16 protein-coding genes are annotated in these 16,600 nt (G+C 71.1%); 9 read left to right on the plus strand and 7 right to left on the minus strand.

Going from position 1 to position 16,600, the window contains the following annotated elements; genetic code table 11:
- Window positions 1-2: 2 nt before the first annotated feature.
- The gene (locus EHF32_RS00935) at window positions 3-440 is read right to left on the minus strand and encodes a metallopeptidase family protein (RefSeq protein WP_192900668.1); all 438 of its coding nucleotides are present in this window, start codon (window positions 438-440) and stop codon (window positions 3-5) included.
- Window positions 441-498: 58 nt separating this feature from the next.
- On the opposite strand from EHF32_RS00935, the gene EHF32_RS00940 reads away from it, so the two are divergent.
- On the plus strand, window positions 499-708 hold the full coding sequence (locus EHF32_RS00940; RefSeq protein WP_137416377.1) for a DUF3499 family protein: 210 nt from the start codon (window positions 499-501) through the stop codon (window positions 706-708).
- Here the strand turns inward: EHF32_RS00940 and EHF32_RS00945 are convergent.
- Window positions 705-1,529, minus strand: a complete 825-nt coding sequence (locus EHF32_RS00945) for an RDD family protein (RefSeq protein WP_137416378.1) — start codon at window positions 1,527-1,529, stop codon at window positions 705-707. The two genes, EHF32_RS00940 and EHF32_RS00945, sit on opposite strands and share 4 nt — an antisense overlap.
- A gap of 16 nt (window positions 1,530-1,545) precedes the next feature.
- Here EHF32_RS00945 and EHF32_RS00950 point away from each other — a divergent pair, with 16 nt between their 5' ends.
- The 3 genes from EHF32_RS00950 to katG all read left to right on the plus strand — a co-directional run bounded on the left by EHF32_RS00950 (window position 1,546) and on the right by katG (window position 5,319).
- Window positions 1,546-2,541 (plus strand): stage II sporulation protein M, encoded by a 996-nt coding sequence (locus EHF32_RS00950; RefSeq protein ID WP_137416379.1) that lies wholly within the window; start codon window positions 1,546-1,548, stop codon window positions 2,539-2,541.
- Between the two features lie 83 nt (window positions 2,542-2,624).
- On the plus strand, window positions 2,625-3,056 hold the full coding sequence (locus EHF32_RS00955; RefSeq protein WP_137416380.1) for a Fur family transcriptional regulator: 432 nt from the start codon (window positions 2,625-2,627) through the stop codon (window positions 3,054-3,056).
- 19 nt (window positions 3,057-3,075) lie between these two features.
- On the plus strand, window positions 3,076-5,319 hold the full coding sequence (katG, locus tag EHF32_RS00960; protein ID WP_137416381.1) for a catalase/peroxidase HPI: 2,244 nt from the start codon (window positions 3,076-3,078) through the stop codon (window positions 5,317-5,319).
- A gap of 252 nt (window positions 5,320-5,571) precedes the next feature.
- Here katG and EHF32_RS00965 read toward each other — a convergent pair whose 3' ends face one another.
- Genes EHF32_RS00965 through EHF32_RS00985 form a run of 5 tightly spaced genes read right to left on the minus strand, consistent with a single transcriptional unit; the run spans window position 5,572 to window position 10,888 of the window.
- Window positions 5,572-6,879, minus strand: coding sequence for a DUF58 domain-containing protein (locus EHF32_RS00965; RefSeq protein ID WP_137416382.1), 1,308 nt, complete (start codon window positions 6,877-6,879; stop codon window positions 5,572-5,574).
- Window position 6,880: 1 nt separating this feature from the next.
- Window positions 6,881-7,840, minus strand: coding sequence for an AAA family ATPase (locus tag EHF32_RS00970; protein WP_137416383.1), 960 nt, complete (start codon window positions 7,838-7,840; stop codon window positions 6,881-6,883).
- Window positions 7,837-8,979: a DUF4350 domain-containing protein gene (locus EHF32_RS00975; RefSeq protein WP_137416384.1), complete on the minus strand. Its 1,143-nt coding sequence runs from the start codon at window positions 8,977-8,979 to the stop codon at window positions 7,837-7,839. Before EHF32_RS00975 ends, EHF32_RS00970 begins: the two co-directional genes overlap by 4 nt.
- Window positions 8,979-9,611: a DUF4129 domain-containing protein gene (locus EHF32_RS00980; protein ID WP_238343756.1), complete on the minus strand. Its 633-nt coding sequence runs from the start codon at window positions 9,609-9,611 to the stop codon at window positions 8,979-8,981. The genes EHF32_RS00975 and EHF32_RS00980 overlap by 1 nt, the downstream gene beginning before the upstream one ends.
- Window positions 9,608-10,888 carry a glycerophosphoryl diester phosphodiesterase membrane domain-containing protein gene (locus tag EHF32_RS00985; RefSeq protein WP_137416385.1) on the minus strand — a complete coding sequence of 427 codons (1,281 nt, stop codon included), beginning with the start codon at window positions 10,886-10,888 and terminating at the stop codon, window positions 9,608-9,610. Before EHF32_RS00985 ends, EHF32_RS00980 begins: the two co-directional genes overlap by 4 nt.
- A gap of 149 nt (window positions 10,889-11,037) precedes the next feature.
- Between EHF32_RS00985 and mtrA the strand changes: the two genes are divergently transcribed.
- From mtrA to hpf, 5 genes are all read left to right on the plus strand, one after another.
- Complete coding sequence (gene mtrA / locus EHF32_RS00990) at window positions 11,038-11,718, plus strand: MtrAB system response regulator MtrA (RefSeq protein WP_137416386.1); 681 nt, start codon at window positions 11,038-11,040, stop codon at window positions 11,716-11,718.
- 2 nt (window positions 11,719-11,720) lie between these two features.
- Window positions 11,721-13,403, plus strand: a complete 1,683-nt coding sequence (gene mtrB / locus EHF32_RS00995; protein WP_137416387.1) for an MtrAB system histidine kinase MtrB — start codon at window positions 11,721-11,723, stop codon at window positions 13,401-13,403.
- Complete coding sequence (locus EHF32_RS01000) at window positions 13,400-15,064, plus strand: LpqB family beta-propeller domain-containing protein (protein ID WP_137416388.1); 1,665 nt, start codon at window positions 13,400-13,402, stop codon at window positions 15,062-15,064. The genes mtrB and EHF32_RS01000 overlap by 4 nt, the downstream gene beginning before the upstream one ends.
- A gap of 93 nt (window positions 15,065-15,157) precedes the next feature.
- Window positions 15,158-15,814 (plus strand): ComF family protein, encoded by a 657-nt coding sequence (locus EHF32_RS01005; RefSeq protein WP_137416389.1) that lies wholly within the window; start codon window positions 15,158-15,160, stop codon window positions 15,812-15,814.
- A 65-nt stretch (window positions 15,815-15,879) separates the two neighbouring features.
- A complete protein-coding gene (gene hpf / locus EHF32_RS01010; protein ID WP_137416390.1) occupies window positions 15,880-16,539 on the plus strand; it encodes a ribosome hibernation-promoting factor, HPF/YfiA family in 660 nt (219 codons plus the stop codon).
- Window positions 16,540-16,600 lie beyond the last annotated feature (61 nt).

Raw genomic sequence — 16,600 nt, forward strand, 5'->3', positions numbered from 1 at the left:
GCTCAGAGAAAGCGGAATCGATCGGGGCCCAGGTCCCACGGGTCGCGCCCGAGAAACTCGGCCGCCGCGCGGAAGACGCAGCTCTCGATCATCATCCGACGATGGGAGTCATCGTTGCGGTGCAGGTGCGCGAGACGTTCGATGGGCAGCCGGTAGAGCACGATGCGCTTCTCGTCGGGCAGCACGCTCCAACGCGGGATGCCGTCGGCATCCGCGGCCGGGGGCATGTCGGCCATCTCGAAGCGCACCTCGCGCAGCTCGGGCCAGGCGCCACGGAGGAACTCGGCGACCGAACCGACGGCGAGGTCGAATCGGTCGACGCGCGTCTCGAGGGGCGGCAGCGGGGGGCGCACCACGGCGCTCCGGCCCTGCCGGCCGTGACGCCCGTGGCGTTCGGGACGCGGGGCTGCGGGTGCGGGGCGCGACCGGCGGCGGATCATCTGACCATCCTAGGCGCGGCGCACGAACGGTGTCCGTGGGGCGCGTTAGGGTCGCAGCGTGCAGGAACGTCAGTGCTCCAAGGTCGCGTGCGCGCGTGAAGCGGTGGCGACGCTCACCTACGACTACGCCGATCAGATGGCCGCGGTGGGTCCGCTGGGCCGGGCGGGAGATCCCCACGCGCACGACCTGTGCCAGGTGCACACCGAGCGACTGTCCGTGCCGAAGGGCTGGCTGGTCGTGCGTCACGAGACGCTCCGGGCCTCCTAGTCCCGGCGCATGACGGGCGCGGGCAGCAGTGCCTCGGCCCGCGCATCACGTGCTCTGACGGCCGTCAACTCCCGCTGAAAGCGCAGCGCCGCCACAGCTCGGACGAACAGCTCCGGGTCCGCGGGCGGGACGGGGGAGACGGATGAGGCCGCCTCCGCGGCCAGCTGGGCTGCGAGCATCCTTCGCGCCTGCGGCTGCAGTTGCTCGGCCTGTCGGACGAACCTCGCGAGACGCCGGGCGACCGGGGCGGGCAGCGGCGCCACGTCGGCGATGCGGGCCCACTCGGCGAGGGGGACCGGTACCTGCGGCTCGAACGTGGCGAGGCGCCCGGTGCGCGTGCGCTGACTGAACGTGCCCGCCATCAGGTCGCCCAGCCGCTGTGCGCGCGGCGTGAACATCCCGGTCAGCGCGGCCACGGCGCCGAGGGTGAACCAGATCTCCAGGACTCCGACGAGCGCCCGGATCAGCGCCTGTCGGAACCCCGCCGCTCCGCCGTCGGCGCGGACGATGCGGGCGCCGACGATGAGCTTGCCGAGGCTTCGTCCGCGCGTGGCGGTCTCGATCGTGGTGGGGGCGACGACCAGCAGAAGGACCGCCAACAGGATCGAGACGATCGTGCCGAGTCCCGAGTCCACGGAGAGCACCCCGGTCAGACCGAGCGCCAGCATGACGATGAGCGCGGCAGCCACCGTGACGATCATGTCGATCGCGGCGCCCGCCAGCCGGAGGAAGAACCCCGCGGGTTGGACGTCGAGCGCGACGGCCTCACCGGTGAGGATCTCGTCCTGACCGATCTCGACCAGGGTCACGGCGGAGGGCATGGCTACAGTGAAACACATGGATCTCGACGCGCTCACGGCCGCCCACAGGGCTGAGTGGGAACGTCTCGACGAGTTGGCGGGCCGCCGACGGCTGAGCGGTGCTGAGGCGGACGAGCTCGTGATGCGCTATCGGGCGGCCTCTGCGGATCTTGCGGAGTTGAAGACGGCGGCGGGGCGCAGCCCGCAGGCCGACCATCTTTCGCTCGTGCTCGCCCGTGCCCGCCTGCGGCTCACCGCCGGCGACGGCAACCTGCTTCGCCGGATCCCGCAGTTCTTCCTCGATCAGCTGCCCGCGGCGCTGTATCGCGTGCGCTGGACGACACTCGCGGTGGCGGTCGCCTTCGTCCTGGCCTCGGCGCTGGTGGCGTTGTGGATCGCGTCCGATCCCGCCCTCGTGGCGACTCTGGGCTCGGAGGCTCAGCTCTCCTCGTATGCGAACGACGAGTTCGTGGCCTACTACTCCGACAACCCGGCGGCCGTGTTCGCCGGCACCGTGTGGACGAACAACGCCTGGATCGCAGCCCAGTGCGTGCTGTTCGGCATCACCGGCATCTGGCCGGTCTCCGTCGTCATCCAGAACGCGATCGGCCTCGGGACGGCGGCCGCGGTCATGGGATCCTTCGACCGGCTCGACGTGTTCTTCGCGTTCATCCTGCCCCACGGTCTGCTGGAGCTGACGAGCGTGTTCGTCGCGGCGGCCGCGGGGCTCCACGTCTTCTGGGCCTGGGTCGCGCCCGGCCCCCGCTCCCGCGGCGAGTCACTCGCCGCGGCGGGTCGTTCGCTCGCGACCGTCGCAGTCGGCCTGGTCTTCGCCCTCGCCCTGTCGGGGGTCGTCGAGGCCTATGTCACGCCGCAGCCGTGGCCGTGGCCCGTGAAGATCGTGCTCGGCGCCCTCGCCCTCGGCGTCTTCCTCTTCTACATGCTCGTGGTCGGGCGGCGGGCAGCACGGCGCGGCCAGACGGGAGATCTGGACGAGGATGACGTCGGGCAGACCGAGCTCGTCGCGGGCTGAGCGGGAACGGATTCAGTGATCGTTCACGTGCCCGTGGGCGTGTCGTATTTTTGAATAGATCAAAACAATGACAAGATGCGGGAGTGGCCCCCGCATCCGTCGAGACAGAGAACGCCCTGCGTCACGCGGGCCTTCGTGTCACCGAGACGCGGCGCGGGGTCTATGACGCGCTGCACGCGCTGCCGCATGCCCGCGCAGACGAGGTGTTCGTCCGCGTGCGCGAGCGCCTGCCGGCGACGAGCATGCAGTCGGTCTACAACGCCCTCGGCGACTTCGTCGACGCGGGGCTGGCCCGGCGCATCGAACCCGCGGGCCATCCCGGACTGTTCGAGCTGCGCGTCGCCGACAACCACCATCACCTCGTATGCCGCGGCTGCGGACGCGTCGAGGATGTGGACTGCGTCGCGGGAGCGGCGCCGTGCATGCATCCCCAGCAGACGCATGGCTTCTCGGTCGAGGCTGCCGAGGTGACCTTCTGGGGCATGTGTCCGGCATGTGCCGCCCAGAGCGAATGACCCCCACGAAAGGAAACAGATGTCCGACATCACGACGGGTTGCCCTGTACCCCACGACGGTGCCGACGAGACGCGGTTGCCCGTCGGGCCATCGCCGGTCGACGCCGAGCCCGACGGGGTGCTGCCGCATCCCACCGCAGGCTCTGCGAACCGCGTGTGGTGGCCGAAGAAGCTGAACCTGCGTCTGTTGGCGAAGAACCCGGTCGTGGGCAATCCTCTCGGTGAGGACTTCGACTACAAGGCCGCCTTCGAGGCGCTCGATCTCGCCGCCGTCAAGCAGGACGTCCTCGAGGTCATGACGACCTCGCAGGACTGGTGGCCGGCCGACTTCGGTCACTACGGCCCGCTGATGATCCGCATGGCCTGGCACAGCGCGGGCACGTACCGCGTCACGGATGGGCGCGGGGGCGGCGGTCAGGGGCAGCAGCGCTTCGCGCCGCTGAACAGCTGGCCGGACAACGTGAACCTCGACAAGGCGCGCCGCCTGCTGTGGCCGGTCAAGAAGAAGTACGGCCAGTCGATCTCCTGGGCGGATCTCATGATCCTGGCCGGAAACGTGGCGTTGGAGTCCATGGGCTTCAAGACGTTCGGGTTCGCCGGTGGACGTGCCGACGTCTGGGAAGCCGACGACGACGTGTACTGGGGTCCCGAGACCACGTGGCTCGGCGACGAGCGCTACTCGGGCGATCGTGAGCTGGAGAAGCCGCTCGCGGCTGTCCAGATGGGGCTGATCTACGTCAACCCCGAAGGCCCCAACGGGGAGCCCGACCCGCTGCGCTCGGCCCGCGACATCCGGGAGACCTTCGCCCGCATGGCGATGAACGACGAGGAGACGGTCGCGCTCATCGCCGGAGGCCACACCTTCGGCAAGACGCACGGCGCGGCATCCGACGAGAACGTGGCAGAGGATCCCGAGGCCGCGGGCATCGAGGAGCAGGGGCTCGGCTGGAAGAACGCGCACGGCACCGGCAAGGGCGACGACACGATCACGAGCGGGCTCGAGGTCACCTGGACCTATCACCCGACGCGCTGGGACAACGAGTTCCTGCACATCCTCTACGCGTACGAGTGGGAGCTGTTCAAGAGCCCGGCGGGCGCATGGCAGTGGCGTCCCGCGAACGGTGCGGGCAGCGACATGGTGCCCCTGGCACACTCGGACGGCCGCCGCGAGCCGCGCATGCTCACGAGCGACATCGCCCTTCGCGTCGACCCGGAGTACGGCAAGATCACCAAGCGCTTCCTCGAGAACCCCGACGAGTTCCAGGACGCCTTCGCCCGCGCGTGGTTCAAGCTGACCCACCGCGACATGGGACCGAAGGTCCGCTACCTCGGCTCCGAGGTTCCGGCCGAAGACCTCATCTGGCAGGACCCGGTGCCCCCGGTCGATCACGAACTGATCGACTCGGCGGATGCGGTCGCGCTGAAGTCCCGCATCCTGGAGTCCGGCCTGAGCGTCTCCGAGCTGGTCTCGACGACGTGGGCGGCGGCATCCACCTTCCGCGGCAGCGACAAGCGCGGCGGCGTGAACGGCGCCCGCATCCGTCTGGCGCCGCAGAAGGACTGGGAGGTCAACAACCCCGCGCAGCTGCAGAAGGTGCTCGCGGTCCTCGAAGAGGTCAAGGCCGAGTTCGAGGCGGCGGGTCGCCGGGTCTCGCTCGCGGATCTGATCGTGCTCGCCGGCAACGCGGGGGTCGAGCGCGCCGCGGCCGACGCGGGCGTGATCGTGGAGGTGCCGTTCCGTCCGGGACGCACCGACGCGACGGCGGAGCAGACCGAGGAGCACTCCTTCGCGTTCCTCGAGCCGGCCGCGGACGGCTTCCGCAACTACCTCAAGGGCCGCCCGTCGCTTCCCGCCGAGTACCTGCTCGTCGACAAGGCCAACCTGCTCACCCTGAGCGCGCCGGAGATGACGGTGCTCGTGGGCGGCCTGCGTGTGCTGGGTGCGAACTGGGACGGATCGCGCTACGGCGTGCTGACCGACCGCGTGGGTGTGCTCACGAACGACTTCTTCGTGAACCTGCTCGAGCTGGGCAACACGTGGAAGCCCCTCGACCCCGGATCCCACGCGTTCCAGGGCACGAAGGACGCCACCGGCGAGCTGGTCGGCATCGGCACGCGGGCGGACCTCGTGTTCGCCTCGAACTCCGAACTGCGCGCGCTCGCCGAGGTCTACGCCTCGGATGACGCGACGGAGAAGTTCGTCACGGACTTCGTCGCGGCGTGGACGAAGGTCACGGAGCTCGATCGCTTCGACCTCGCCTGACACCAGACGGGGAACGCCCCTCCGCCTCATGCGGAGGGGCGTTCCCCGTTTCCCGGGGCGGCGCGCGGCCGTTCACCTGCGAACGAAGCGAAGGACTGTTCCCCTGTCACAGATCGAGCCGCTCGCGTCGATCTGTGACAGGGGAGCGAGGGCACGGACTGTTCCCCTGTCACAGATCGCGCGTTCCGCGTCGATCTGTGACAGGGGAAGAGAGGGGAGCAGCGGACCCGGGGTGACCTGCGTGCCCGAGGGTCAGAGCAGGCCGCGCAGCTTGAGCGCGAGGTAGTGGTCGGCGACGCGCGGCGGGAGGGATGCCGCATCCGCCGTCACGGCGACGGCCCCCGTGCGTCCGATCGCCGCCCCGACGCGCTCGCCGCCCTGGCGCGCGTGCTCGGTCGCGGCCCGGAGGTAGGCGGCGTCCGCATCCGTCGTCGCGGGTTCGTCGTCCTCGTCATCGACGGTGGATGCGGAGGCCACGAGCACCCGGGACCGCGCCGTCAGCGCGGGCAGCGCGGCGAGGAAGCCTCGCGCCGCGGCGGGGTCGTCCTGCGCCGTGAGCAGCACCACGAGCGCGGGGCGGACCGTCAGCCGGCGCACCAGGGAGGCGACCTCGCTCCAGTCCGTGTCGATCAGCTGGGCTTCCACCGGCGCCATGGCGTCCACGAGGGCGGGGACGAGGCCTGCGCCGTCGACGCCGCTCACCCTCGCCCTCACGAGGCGATCCATCATCACGAGGTGCACGTGGTCGCCGGCGCGCGCGGCCAGTGCGCCGAGCAGCAGTGTGGCCTCCATGGCGGCATCGAGTCTCACTCCGTCGTCGACGCGTGTCGCGGCGGTGCGCCCCGTGTCGACCACCACGACGATGTGCCGGTCGCGCTCCGGTCGCCAGGTGCGCAGCATCGTGGTTCCGGAGCGCGCCGTGGCGCGCCAGTCGATCGAGCGGACGTCATCGCCGCGGACGTACTCGCGCAGGCTGTCGAACTCGGTTCCGCGACCGCGCACCTGGACGCTGGTCTCGCCGTCGAGCTCCCGCAGACGTGCCAGACGGGAGGGCAGATGACGTCGCGAAGAGAACGGCGGCAGGACTCGCAGGACCCCGCGCGCGGCGATGCGCTGCTGGCGTCCGGCCAGTCCGAGCGGACCGAGCGCCCGCACGACGACGAAGTCGCTCGCGAGCTCCCCGCGGCGGCGCGGCACGAGCGACGCGGTGAGCGTGGCCGTGCGCCCGGCCGGGACCTCGATGCGAGCGCGGGCCACGGGTGCCCCGGCGGTCGGCTGCCAGGCATCCCTGATCCATCCCTTCACCGGCCGGGTCCCCGCGTTCGTCAGGCGCAGCTCGCTCAAGGCCGCTTCGCCGCGCCGGGCGCGCGCGGGCAGCGTCCGCTCGACGCTGAGGACTGTGGGGCTGGGCGCGAGCGCGGTGTCGACCGCGACCGCCGCGACCACGAGGAGGAGCCACGCGCCGAACACCGCCCACGCCGGCACGCCCACGGCGGACAGCAGGATCAGCGGGATGAGACCGCCGGCGACGACGATCGGAAGACGGCCGGTGACGAACACGTCAGATCGGAACCCTCGTCTGAGCGAGGACCGAGGTGAGCACGCCGTCCACCGTGACGCCCTCGAACTCCGCCTCGGGGTTCAGGCGCAGCCGGTGACGCCAGGTCGGGGTGAGCATGGTCTGGACGTGATCGGGCGTGATGGCCGGGTACCCGCCCAGCCAGGCCCACGCCTTCGCGGTCGCCAGCAGCGCGGTCGCGGCGCGGGGGCTCGCACCCAGCTGCACCGAGGGAGCATCGCGGGTCGCCCGAGCGAGGTCGACGATGTAGGCGAGTAGGTCGTCGGAAGCCTCGACGGATGCGGCCGCCCGTTGCGCGGCGGCGATGCCCGCCGCATCCGTGGCCGGCGTCACGGCGTCGAGCGCGCGCGGGTCGAAGCCGTCGGCGTGACGGCGCAGCACCTGCACCTCGGCGTCCCGCTCGGGCACGTCGACGCGCAGCTTCAGCAGGAACCGGTCGAGCTGCGCCTCGGGCAGTTCGTACGTGCCCTCGTGCTCCACGGGGTTCTGGGTCGCAGCCACGAGGAACGGCACCGGCAGCGGACGGGTCACGCCGTCGGCGGAGACCTGCCGCTCCTCCATGGCCTCCAACAGCGCAGACTGCGTCTTGGGCGGCGTGCGGTTGATCTCGTCCGCGAGCAGCACCTGTGTGAACACCGGGCCCTCACGGAACTCGAACTCGCCGGAGCGCGCGTCGTAGATCAGCGATCCGGTGACATCGCCGGGCATCAGGTCGGGCGTGAACTGCACGCGGTGCGTGTCGAGTCCGAGTGCGCGGCTGAATGCGCGCACGAGCAGCGTCTTCGCGACGCCGGGCACTCCCTCCAGCAGAACGTGGCCGCGGGCCAGGAGCGCGACCAGAAGCCCGGTGACGACGCTGTCCTGGCCCACCACGGCCTTGCCGATCTCGCTGCGCACGCCGTGCATCGCCATCCGCAGAGCATCGTCGGAGGTGTCGGTCATTGCGATTCCTTTCGCGGTCGGGACAGGGCCAAACGCGCCTCGAGGGCGCGGAGGTCTGCGGCGAGGCGCGCGAGCGCGCGGTCGTCGGGCACGGGCTCATCGCCGAGCAGGGCGCGGCTGCGGATCGGCGGGATGCCGGTGGCTGCGGCGACGGCATCCGCGATGGCCGTGGTGTCCGCGCTGCGGGGCACGGACAGCGCGGTGGCGGCGCGCTCGCGGGCGCGCTCGCGCAGGAGGGCCGCGGCATGATCGCGCGCGCCGGCGCGCGCGTAGAGTCGGCCGAGGCCGCGCGTGGTCTCGCCGGCGCGGACCGTGACCGGGAGCCGCTCGTGCACGAGTGGGCCGAATCGGCGCCCGCGCCAGATCGCGCCGGCCAGCGCCGTCACGCCGAGGAGCACGATCGCCGGCGTCACCCACGGCGGGGTCAGCTCTCCCAGCGTCGCACCCGTCGTGCCGGAACCGGCCGCGAGAGCGGGCACGAGCCACACCAGACGGTCGTGGCCGCCCAGCAGGCCGAGCGCCAGAGCGGCGTTGCCGTCGGAGGCGAGGTGTTCGTTCGTGAAGACCACCGATCCGTCCACGGCGGCGCGCGTCGCGTCGCCGTGCTGCTGCCAGAGCAGCCCGTACGCGTCATCGACGGGGTAACAGCCGACCGCATCCGGAGCCGTGAAGGTCGCACCGACGCCGACGTCTCCCGCGCGCCGTGCCACCGGCAGGTCACAGTCGGGTGCGACGGCGGCGGCGGTTCCGTATCCCTGGATCCGGCCGTCGAAGAGGAGCCTGATGGAACGGGCGCGAGGGTCGGAGACGACCACCGAGTCCGCCGCCTGTGCCAACGAGGTCAGCTGCCCGTCCGACAGCAGGGGCGAGTCGGGCAGGACGAGTGTGTTCGCTCCCTCGCGAAGAGCGGCCTCCGCGGACGCGACGTCCCGTGTCACGACGACGTCGATGCCCTGCTCGGACAGGATGCGGGCGAGCGCGCGCATCCCATCGGGGCCGGGATCGTCCGGATCGAATCGGTCGTATGCACTGAAGCGCATGTTCGCGGAGATCACCGCGCCGATGATGCCGACGATCACGATGACGGCGCCGATCACCGCCCAGGTGCGCGCGCGGGCGAGGCGGTGACGCACGGTCATCAGCGCGTCACCCGGGCGTGGGACAACCGATCGTCCAGGGCGCGGACACGCTCGTAGGCGTCGCGGCTTCCCGGTCGGTGCAGGTAGCGCACGTCATCGAAGTCGTGCGCCGCCTCGATGAGCGAGGCGGCTTCGTCGGGGAACACGGCGCCGGCGGACCGCGCGAAGGCGGTCACCGTGGCGCCGGGAGCCACGCTCACGCGTTGCTGTTCCTCGAGCCCGCGCGCCAGTGCCCGCACGGCGGCCACGGTCGCCGCCTCCCAGTCGCCCTGATCGGCGAGGGCCGCTGCGGTGCGCCGCAGCTCGCCGGCCCCGGCGGTCACGTCGTCGCCGAAGAGCTCGCCGCGGTCTGCGCGGACGAGGCTCCCCGAACGCGGTCGACCCCAGATCACGACGGCGAGCACGACCAGGAGCACGACCAGCAGCAGCGCGCCGATGGCGACCAAGGGTGCCCACGCCGCATCCACGTCGCCGGTGAACAGCTTGGCGATGCCGTCGCCGATGGCTCGCGCGATGCGGTCGAAGGGGGTCGGTTCGGCCGCGCGATAGCTCGGATCGGCGAGTTCCCGCTCGGCGAGACGCCGTGCTTCGTCGCCGTCGGGGATCAACGGCGCGGACGCGGCGAGGATCACCGCTGTTCCGGACCCGCCTGAGGCGGAGCCCAGTCGGTCGCCGTGGGCGGATCCGTCGGCGTTCGCTCGCCGGCAGGCTGGTCCGCGGCGGGTTGCGCCGGTGCAGCCGGCGGTGCGGGCGCCTCGGCGCCCGGCGGCGCGTACGCGGATGGAGGGGCGTAGCCGTACGCCTGCGGCGCCGGGTACGCGCCGGGCCACGGGGCCGTCTGCGGCGGCCAGGCGGCGGGCTGTGGCGCCACCGTCCGGCCGATGTGCCAACGATAGGGATCGGCGATACCCGCGCCCATCTGACGCTGATCGACGTACGACTGCAGGTCGAGATCGAGGCCCTCGGTGCGCATACGGGCGTCCACGTAGACGAGACAGGCCGCCGTGGCGTTCACGACGAGTGCGATCGACTGCACCAGCAGCGAGACCATCTGCACCACGAGGCCGACTCCGACAGTGCCGATCACGGCGGAGACGTTCGGGTCGCCGGTGGGCGAGAGGACGCCGACGAACATGCCGCTGAAGAAGTTCAGTGGCACCACGACGACCTGCGTGATGATCTGGAAGCCGGTCTGGATGACGAACCACGTCGCGAGGGTGCGCCAGAACCTGCCGCGCGTGAGGCGCCAGGACCGGGCGATGGCCGCGAAGACGCCGGACCCCTCGAGGACCAGGATCGGTGTGACGAGGAAGAGTCTCGTCGTCAGCCAGAACGCGAGCGGAATGGCGGCGAGGATGAACAGCACCGCCGCGACGATTCCCGCGGCAAGGGCGAGCAGGCCGAGCGCGAAAGCGGCAGCGGCCAAGATCGCCACGGCGACCAGCACGGCGGCCGAAGCCAGGAGCGTGTAGCCGAACAGCCGCCAGAAGGCGGGGCGTATCCGCCGCCACAGTGCACCGACCGTCAGCTTCTCGGCGACGACGCCGTGCGCGACGTCGGCCACGACCACGCCCTGGACGATCACCGTCAGCGCGGAGCCCGCGATGCCGAGCACGAGGCTGGAGATCACGGTGATGGCCGTCGCGCCCGCGAACAGGTCCGGGTAGTCGGGGCTCGACACCGGCACCGTGGCCAGGCGCGAGAAGCTGGCGAAGGCGATGCCTCCGACCGCGACCAGCAGCACGAGGTACGTCGCCATCTGTATGCCCAGCGCGAACCCGAGGAGCACGCGGGGGTTCTGCCGGAGAGCCACGAAGGAGCGCCCCAGCACCGTTCCGAACGTCAGCGGGTGCAGCGGGACGATCCCCGCGCGCGGAGCGGGCGTCCATCCGGGTTGCGCGGTCGTCATGATCTCCTCGCGGTCGTCATCGCCTTCATCGTGACACACCTGAAGGGACGCTCGTGGGCCCCGGCCCGCGTGTGGACTACTCTGAAGGGGCGCACGGGGGCATCGGTGGAACCCGGCCGCCGAGCGGACGCAAAGGAAGAACGCGTTTCATGACATCACGCATTCTCGTGGTCGACGACGACACGGCCCTGGCCGAGATGATCGGGATCGTGCTCGACACCGAGGGCTTCGAGACGGTGTTCTGCGCCGACGGAGCTCAAGCGGTCGACGCCTTCCGTGCCGAGCGCCCCGATCTGGTGCTGCTCGATCTGATGCTGCCCGGCATGGACGGGATCGAGATCTGCACGCGCCTGCGCGCGGAGTCCGGCGTCCCGATCATCATGCTGACCGCGCGCACCGACACCGCCGACGTCGTCGCGGGGCTCGAGTCGGGCGCCGACGACTACATCGTCAAGCCGTTCAACCCCAAGGAGCTGGTCGCCCGCATCCGCACCCGACTCCGTCCGGCCGCGACGGATGCCGGGGAGAGCCTGCGCATCGGCGACCTGACCGTCGACGTCGCCGCGCACGAGGTGCGCCGGGGATCGACCCCCATCCCGCTGACGCCGCTGGAGTTCGAGCTGCTCGTCGCGCTCGCCTCGAAGCCGCAGCAGGTCTTCTCGCGCGAGATGCTCCTCGAACAGGTGTGGGGCTACCACTACAAGGCGGACACCCGACTCGTGAACGTGCACGTCCAGCGGTTGCGTGCGAAGGTCGAGCTCGACCCCGACAACCCCAAGATCGTCACGACGGTGCGCGGCGTCGGATACCGCGCCGGCGCCGCGAGCTGAGGATGCCCGCCGCGACCGCCCCCCGGCCGGCACTCCGGCTGCGGCGCGAGCTGCGCGCCTGGCGTACGTGGCCGTCGCGGGTGCTGGGCTCGTGGCAGCGCTCGCTGCGCTTCCGCACGCTCGTGCTCACGATCGCACTGTCGACGCTGGCCATCCTCGTAGCCTGCGTCTGGATGGCACTGGCGATCCAGAACGACCTGTTCCAGTCGCGTCGCGACCAGGTGCTGGGCGACGCCCGCCGCGCAACGACCGCGGCGCAGGCGACCCTCGACTCGGCGCTGCAGGGCGACAGTGCACAGGTTCGCAACGTCGTGGACAGCGTCATGGCCAGCCTCGGACGCCAGTCCGACTCGGACCTGGTCGCCATGTTCCGCGTCGATCAGACCCCTTCGGCGACCGCGCCGCAGGACTTCGTGCTCGGCGGCGGCAATTGGGACGGCCAGATCACGGATGCCCTGCGCGACAAGGTGCGCTCGGACGCCGATGTGCAGTGGTGGCAGTCGATCGCCCTGACCGACGCGTCGGGGCGCGTGGTGCCCGGGATCGCGGTCGGACAGCAGCTGAATGTCGCGGGTGTCGGCGCGTACGAGCTCTACATCGCCTACGACCTGGCTGCGGCCGACCAGACACTCGGCTTCGTTCAGGGGACCCTCTGGGTGGTGGGGCTGGCGCTCATCGCGATCATCGCCGGGATCTCGTGGTTCGTCCTGCGATCTGTGACCGTGCCGATCGGTGAGGCGGCGCACACCTCGGCGGAGCTTGCGGCGGGTCGACTCGATGTGCGGCTGGATGTGCAGGGTGAGGACGAGATCGCCACCCTCGGTCGCTCGTTCAACGCGATGGCGGACAGCATCCAAGCCCAGATCAAGGAACTGGCGGAGCTCTCGCTCGTGCAACAGCGCTTCGTCTCGGACGTCTCCCACGAGCTGCGCACGCCGCTGACCACCATCCGTCTCGCCGCCGACGTTCTCAACGACCATCGGGAGGGCTTCGACCCGGTGAGCACCCGCGCCGCCGAGCTGCTGCACGCTCAGGTGCAGCGGTTCGAGACCCTGCTCACCGATCTGCTGGAGATCAGCCGCTACGACGCCGGATCCGTGCAGCTCGAGCTGGAGCCCACCAGCCTCGCGCACCTCGCCGAGGACGTCGTCGCCCAGATGCATCAGCTCGCCGAGCAGCACGGCAGTGACGTGCGCCTCGTGGCGCCGGGGGGCTATTCGCCGGTCGAGATGGACCCGCGCCGGGTGCGTCGGATCGTGCGAAACCTCCTGGGCAACGCGATCGAGCACGGCGAAGGTCGGCCCATCGTCGTGACCGTGGATTCGGATCAGGATGCGGTCGCGGTGGGCGTGCGCGACTACGGGATGGGGATGCGCCCCGAAGACCAGGAGCGCGTCTTCGACCGCTTCTGGCGTGCCGATCCCTCGCGCAAGCGCACGATCGGGGGAACGGGGCTGGGCCTGGCCATCGCCCTGGGCGATACGCGCCTGCACGGCGGCACGCTGGGCGTCTGGTCGTCGCTCGGGCTCGGCACCAACTTCGTGCTCACCCTGCCGCGCCGCGCCGGCGCGGAGCCCGCTTCTTCGCCCCTGTCGCTGGCGCCGGAGGGCGATGGACTCGACGATCTGGGGCTCACGCAACCGATCGACGTCGACAGCGCGCTGCGAGGCAAGGAGTCCACATGAGACGGATCCTCATCGCTCTGCTGGGAGCGCTCGCGCTCGTGCTGACGGCGTGCGCCGGTCTGCCGACGACGGGGACGGTACAGCCGGGACCGCAGTTGGGCTCGGACTCCACGGCGCCCGACGTGATCTACCGTCCGGACGGCCCGCAGCCCGGCGCGACCGCCCGGCAGATCGTCGACGGCTTCGTGCGCGCCGCATCCGGGCCGCAGGACAACTGGCAGGTGGCCCGACAGTTCCTCTCGGACGGCTACCGCGACCAGTGGAAGCCGGAGGCGGGCGTGATCGTCGACGTGCTCGCGGACCGCAGCTACGCCGAGGTCGATGACGAGATCGTGCTCGATGTCACTCCGCAGGCGACGATCGACGAGGCGGGCACGTACACGCTGTCGGACGAGGGAGCAAGCGTCCCCCTGCCGTTCGCGCTCGCTCAGGACTCCGACGGCGAGTGGCGCATCACCCACGCGCCGGACGGCATCGTGCTCGACGAGGACCTGTTTCGCAACGTGTTCCGCTCGTACGACGTCATGTACTTCGATCCGACCTGGCGATACCTGGTGCCCGACGTGCGCTGGTTCCCCACGACGAACGCGCTGACGAGGATCGCCGCCGCCGTCGTCAACGGCGAGCCCTCGCCGTGGCTGGCCGCATCCGTCGTCTCCGCCTTCCCCGACAACGTCACGCTCGTGCCTTCCGTGCCGCTGGCCAACGGTGTCGCGCAGGCACAGTTGAGCGAGCAGGCGCTCGGGTTGGATCAGGTCACTCTCGACCGGATGCAGACCCAGCTCTCCGCGAGTCTGGTCACCGCCCAGGTCACCGCGGTCGAGATGCAGGTCGACGGCGCGCGGGTGAACGCGTCGAGGATCCCGACACGCTCGACACTCGTCGACTCGCGAGCGCTGGTGCGCGACGCGGACGGGTTCGGGTACCTCCTCTCGGGAGAGCTCACACCGCTGGCCGGCCTCTCGCCCGCCCTCCTCGAGGCCGAGCCGACGACCGTGCAGCTCGGGGTCGGTCGCACGGTGGCGGCCGTCCTGCTTCCGGACGGCTCCGCGGCGGAGATCGCCGACGACGGCACCAGCCGCGTCGTCGACGAGCGCGCGGGCATCCTGGCCCCCACGATCGATCCGTTCGGCATGGTGTGGACCGTTCCCGCCGCCGATCCATCCCGCGTGCGTGCGACCGGACCCGATGGCACCGTGCTCGAGGTGCCGTCCGCGTGGGGGGCGAGTCGCATCGACGCGATGCAGGTCTCCCGTGACGGCAGTCGGATGGCGGCCGTGCTCACCGCCGGCGGCCGCTCGATGCTGGTCGTGGCCGGCGTCGAGCGGGACTCGGCCGGTGTTCCCAGCGCCCTGGGTCCTGCGGTCTCGCTGACGACGCTTGACGGACCCACCCGCGGTCTGGCATGGCTCGACACGACGACGATCGGGGTCGTATCGGGCGATGCGGCGGCACCCGTGTTCGTGCAGCAGGTCGTGGGGGGAGCCGCGACCATCGTCGACGCGCCGGTGGATGCGGTGGCCATCTCCGGCGCGAACTCTCCGGCGGCGGTGCGCATCCTCGCGGCCGACGGCACCCTGTACGTGCGCCGCCAGTCGAACTGGGTGCAGACCGCGACGGGCGTCCAGGTGCTCGCCACGCAGCAGGGCGACGCCGACTGAGTCGTCCTCCCCACGACGCCGGCGCCGGCGCGTCGCGCGCGGCGTCCGCGATGGCGCCGCCGTGCCGCGGCCTACGCGGACCAGGGTGGTCGGGTGATCGCCGCGCTCTCCGATGCCCTCGCCCTCATCCTGCCGGTCGACTGCGCCGGATGCGGCACGCCGGACAGAGCCCTCTGCGAGACGTGCACCGAGCTCCTGGCCGCACCGCGACCGCTGCGGCACGTGCTGGCGTCCGGTCTCGTCGTCCACGCGGCCTTCGACTTCGCCGACCGTCCGGCACGCGCACTGCGTGCGCTCAAGGAGGAGGGGCGCACCTCGCTCGTGCGACCGTTCTCCGCAGCGCTGGCGGCGGCGGCGCACGCCGGCTTCCCGGATGCCGGCGCGCTGTTCGTTCCGATACCCACCTCCGCTGCGGCCTTCCGGCGGCGCGGACACCGGGTGGTGGAGGCGATCCTCGGGCGCAGCGGCCTGCCGGCTCTGGCGGTTCTCCGCCGCATCCGGACCACGCGAGACCAGCGCGAGCTCGGCCGCGCCGAGCGCGCGCAGAACGTCGCCGGAAGCCTTCGCGCGCGCCGGCGGTTGGACGGCAGACGGATCGTCATCGTCGATGACGTGGTCACGACGGGAGCGAGCGTCGAGGAGGCGGCGCGGGCGCTGCGGCAGGCGGGCGCGGACGTCATGGGGGTCGCATGTGTCGCGCATACACGCCGCTCGGGATTCGTTCGTGACACGGACATGAACCCGGGCTAGCGTGGGGGTGACAAGGCGACGAAGGTCCGCCCTTGACCGGGTGGACCGGAACAAGGAGGTCAAGGATGGAAACCAACATCGTCGGCGTGGGCGTCGGCATCTCGGACCGTTTCCGCTCTGTCGTGGACGAGAAGTCCAGCCGCATAGAGAACATCGCGCCCCGGGCCGCTGGGCTCGAGGTGAAGGTCACCCATCGGGCGTACCGCAACGGTGCTCACGAGGACTCCACCGTCGAGTTGACCCTGACCGGCAAGGGGCCGGTCATCCGCGCCGAGGCGGTCGACGGCGACAAGTTCACCGCTCTCGACCTCGCCGTAGACAAGCTGTGCGAGCAGGTGCGTCGCGCGAAGGACAAGCGCGTCGACGCCCGTAACCATCCGCGCGGAGCCCACTACGAGAAAGGCACCGGCGAGATCGCCGGCATCGATGTGCAACCGGCATCCGTCGATGTGCTCAAGGCCGTCGCCACGGGCGAGGTACCCGTGATGACAGGGGCTGAGGACGAGCAGGACTACACGCCGGTCGTCATCCGCACGAAGCAGTTCGACGCCGAATGGATGAGCGTCGAGGACGCCGTCGACCGCATGGAACTCGTCGGGCACGACTTCTTCCTCTTCATCGACGCGCGCAGCGACCAGCCGAGCGTCGTCTACCGCCGCAAGGGCTGGGACTACGGCGTCATCGCGCTCGACACCCTCGCGCAGCCCGCACGCGTCGCCTCCTGACGACGCGAGAAGAAGGGGCCGCCTCTGCGCAGAGGTGGCCCCTTCTCTGTCGGTCTGTGCG

Origin of the sequence: Microbacterium sp. RG1 (genome assembly GCF_005347485.1) — a bacterium.
GTDB lineage: Bacteria > Actinomycetota > Actinomycetes > Actinomycetales > Microbacteriaceae > Microbacterium > Microbacterium binotii_A.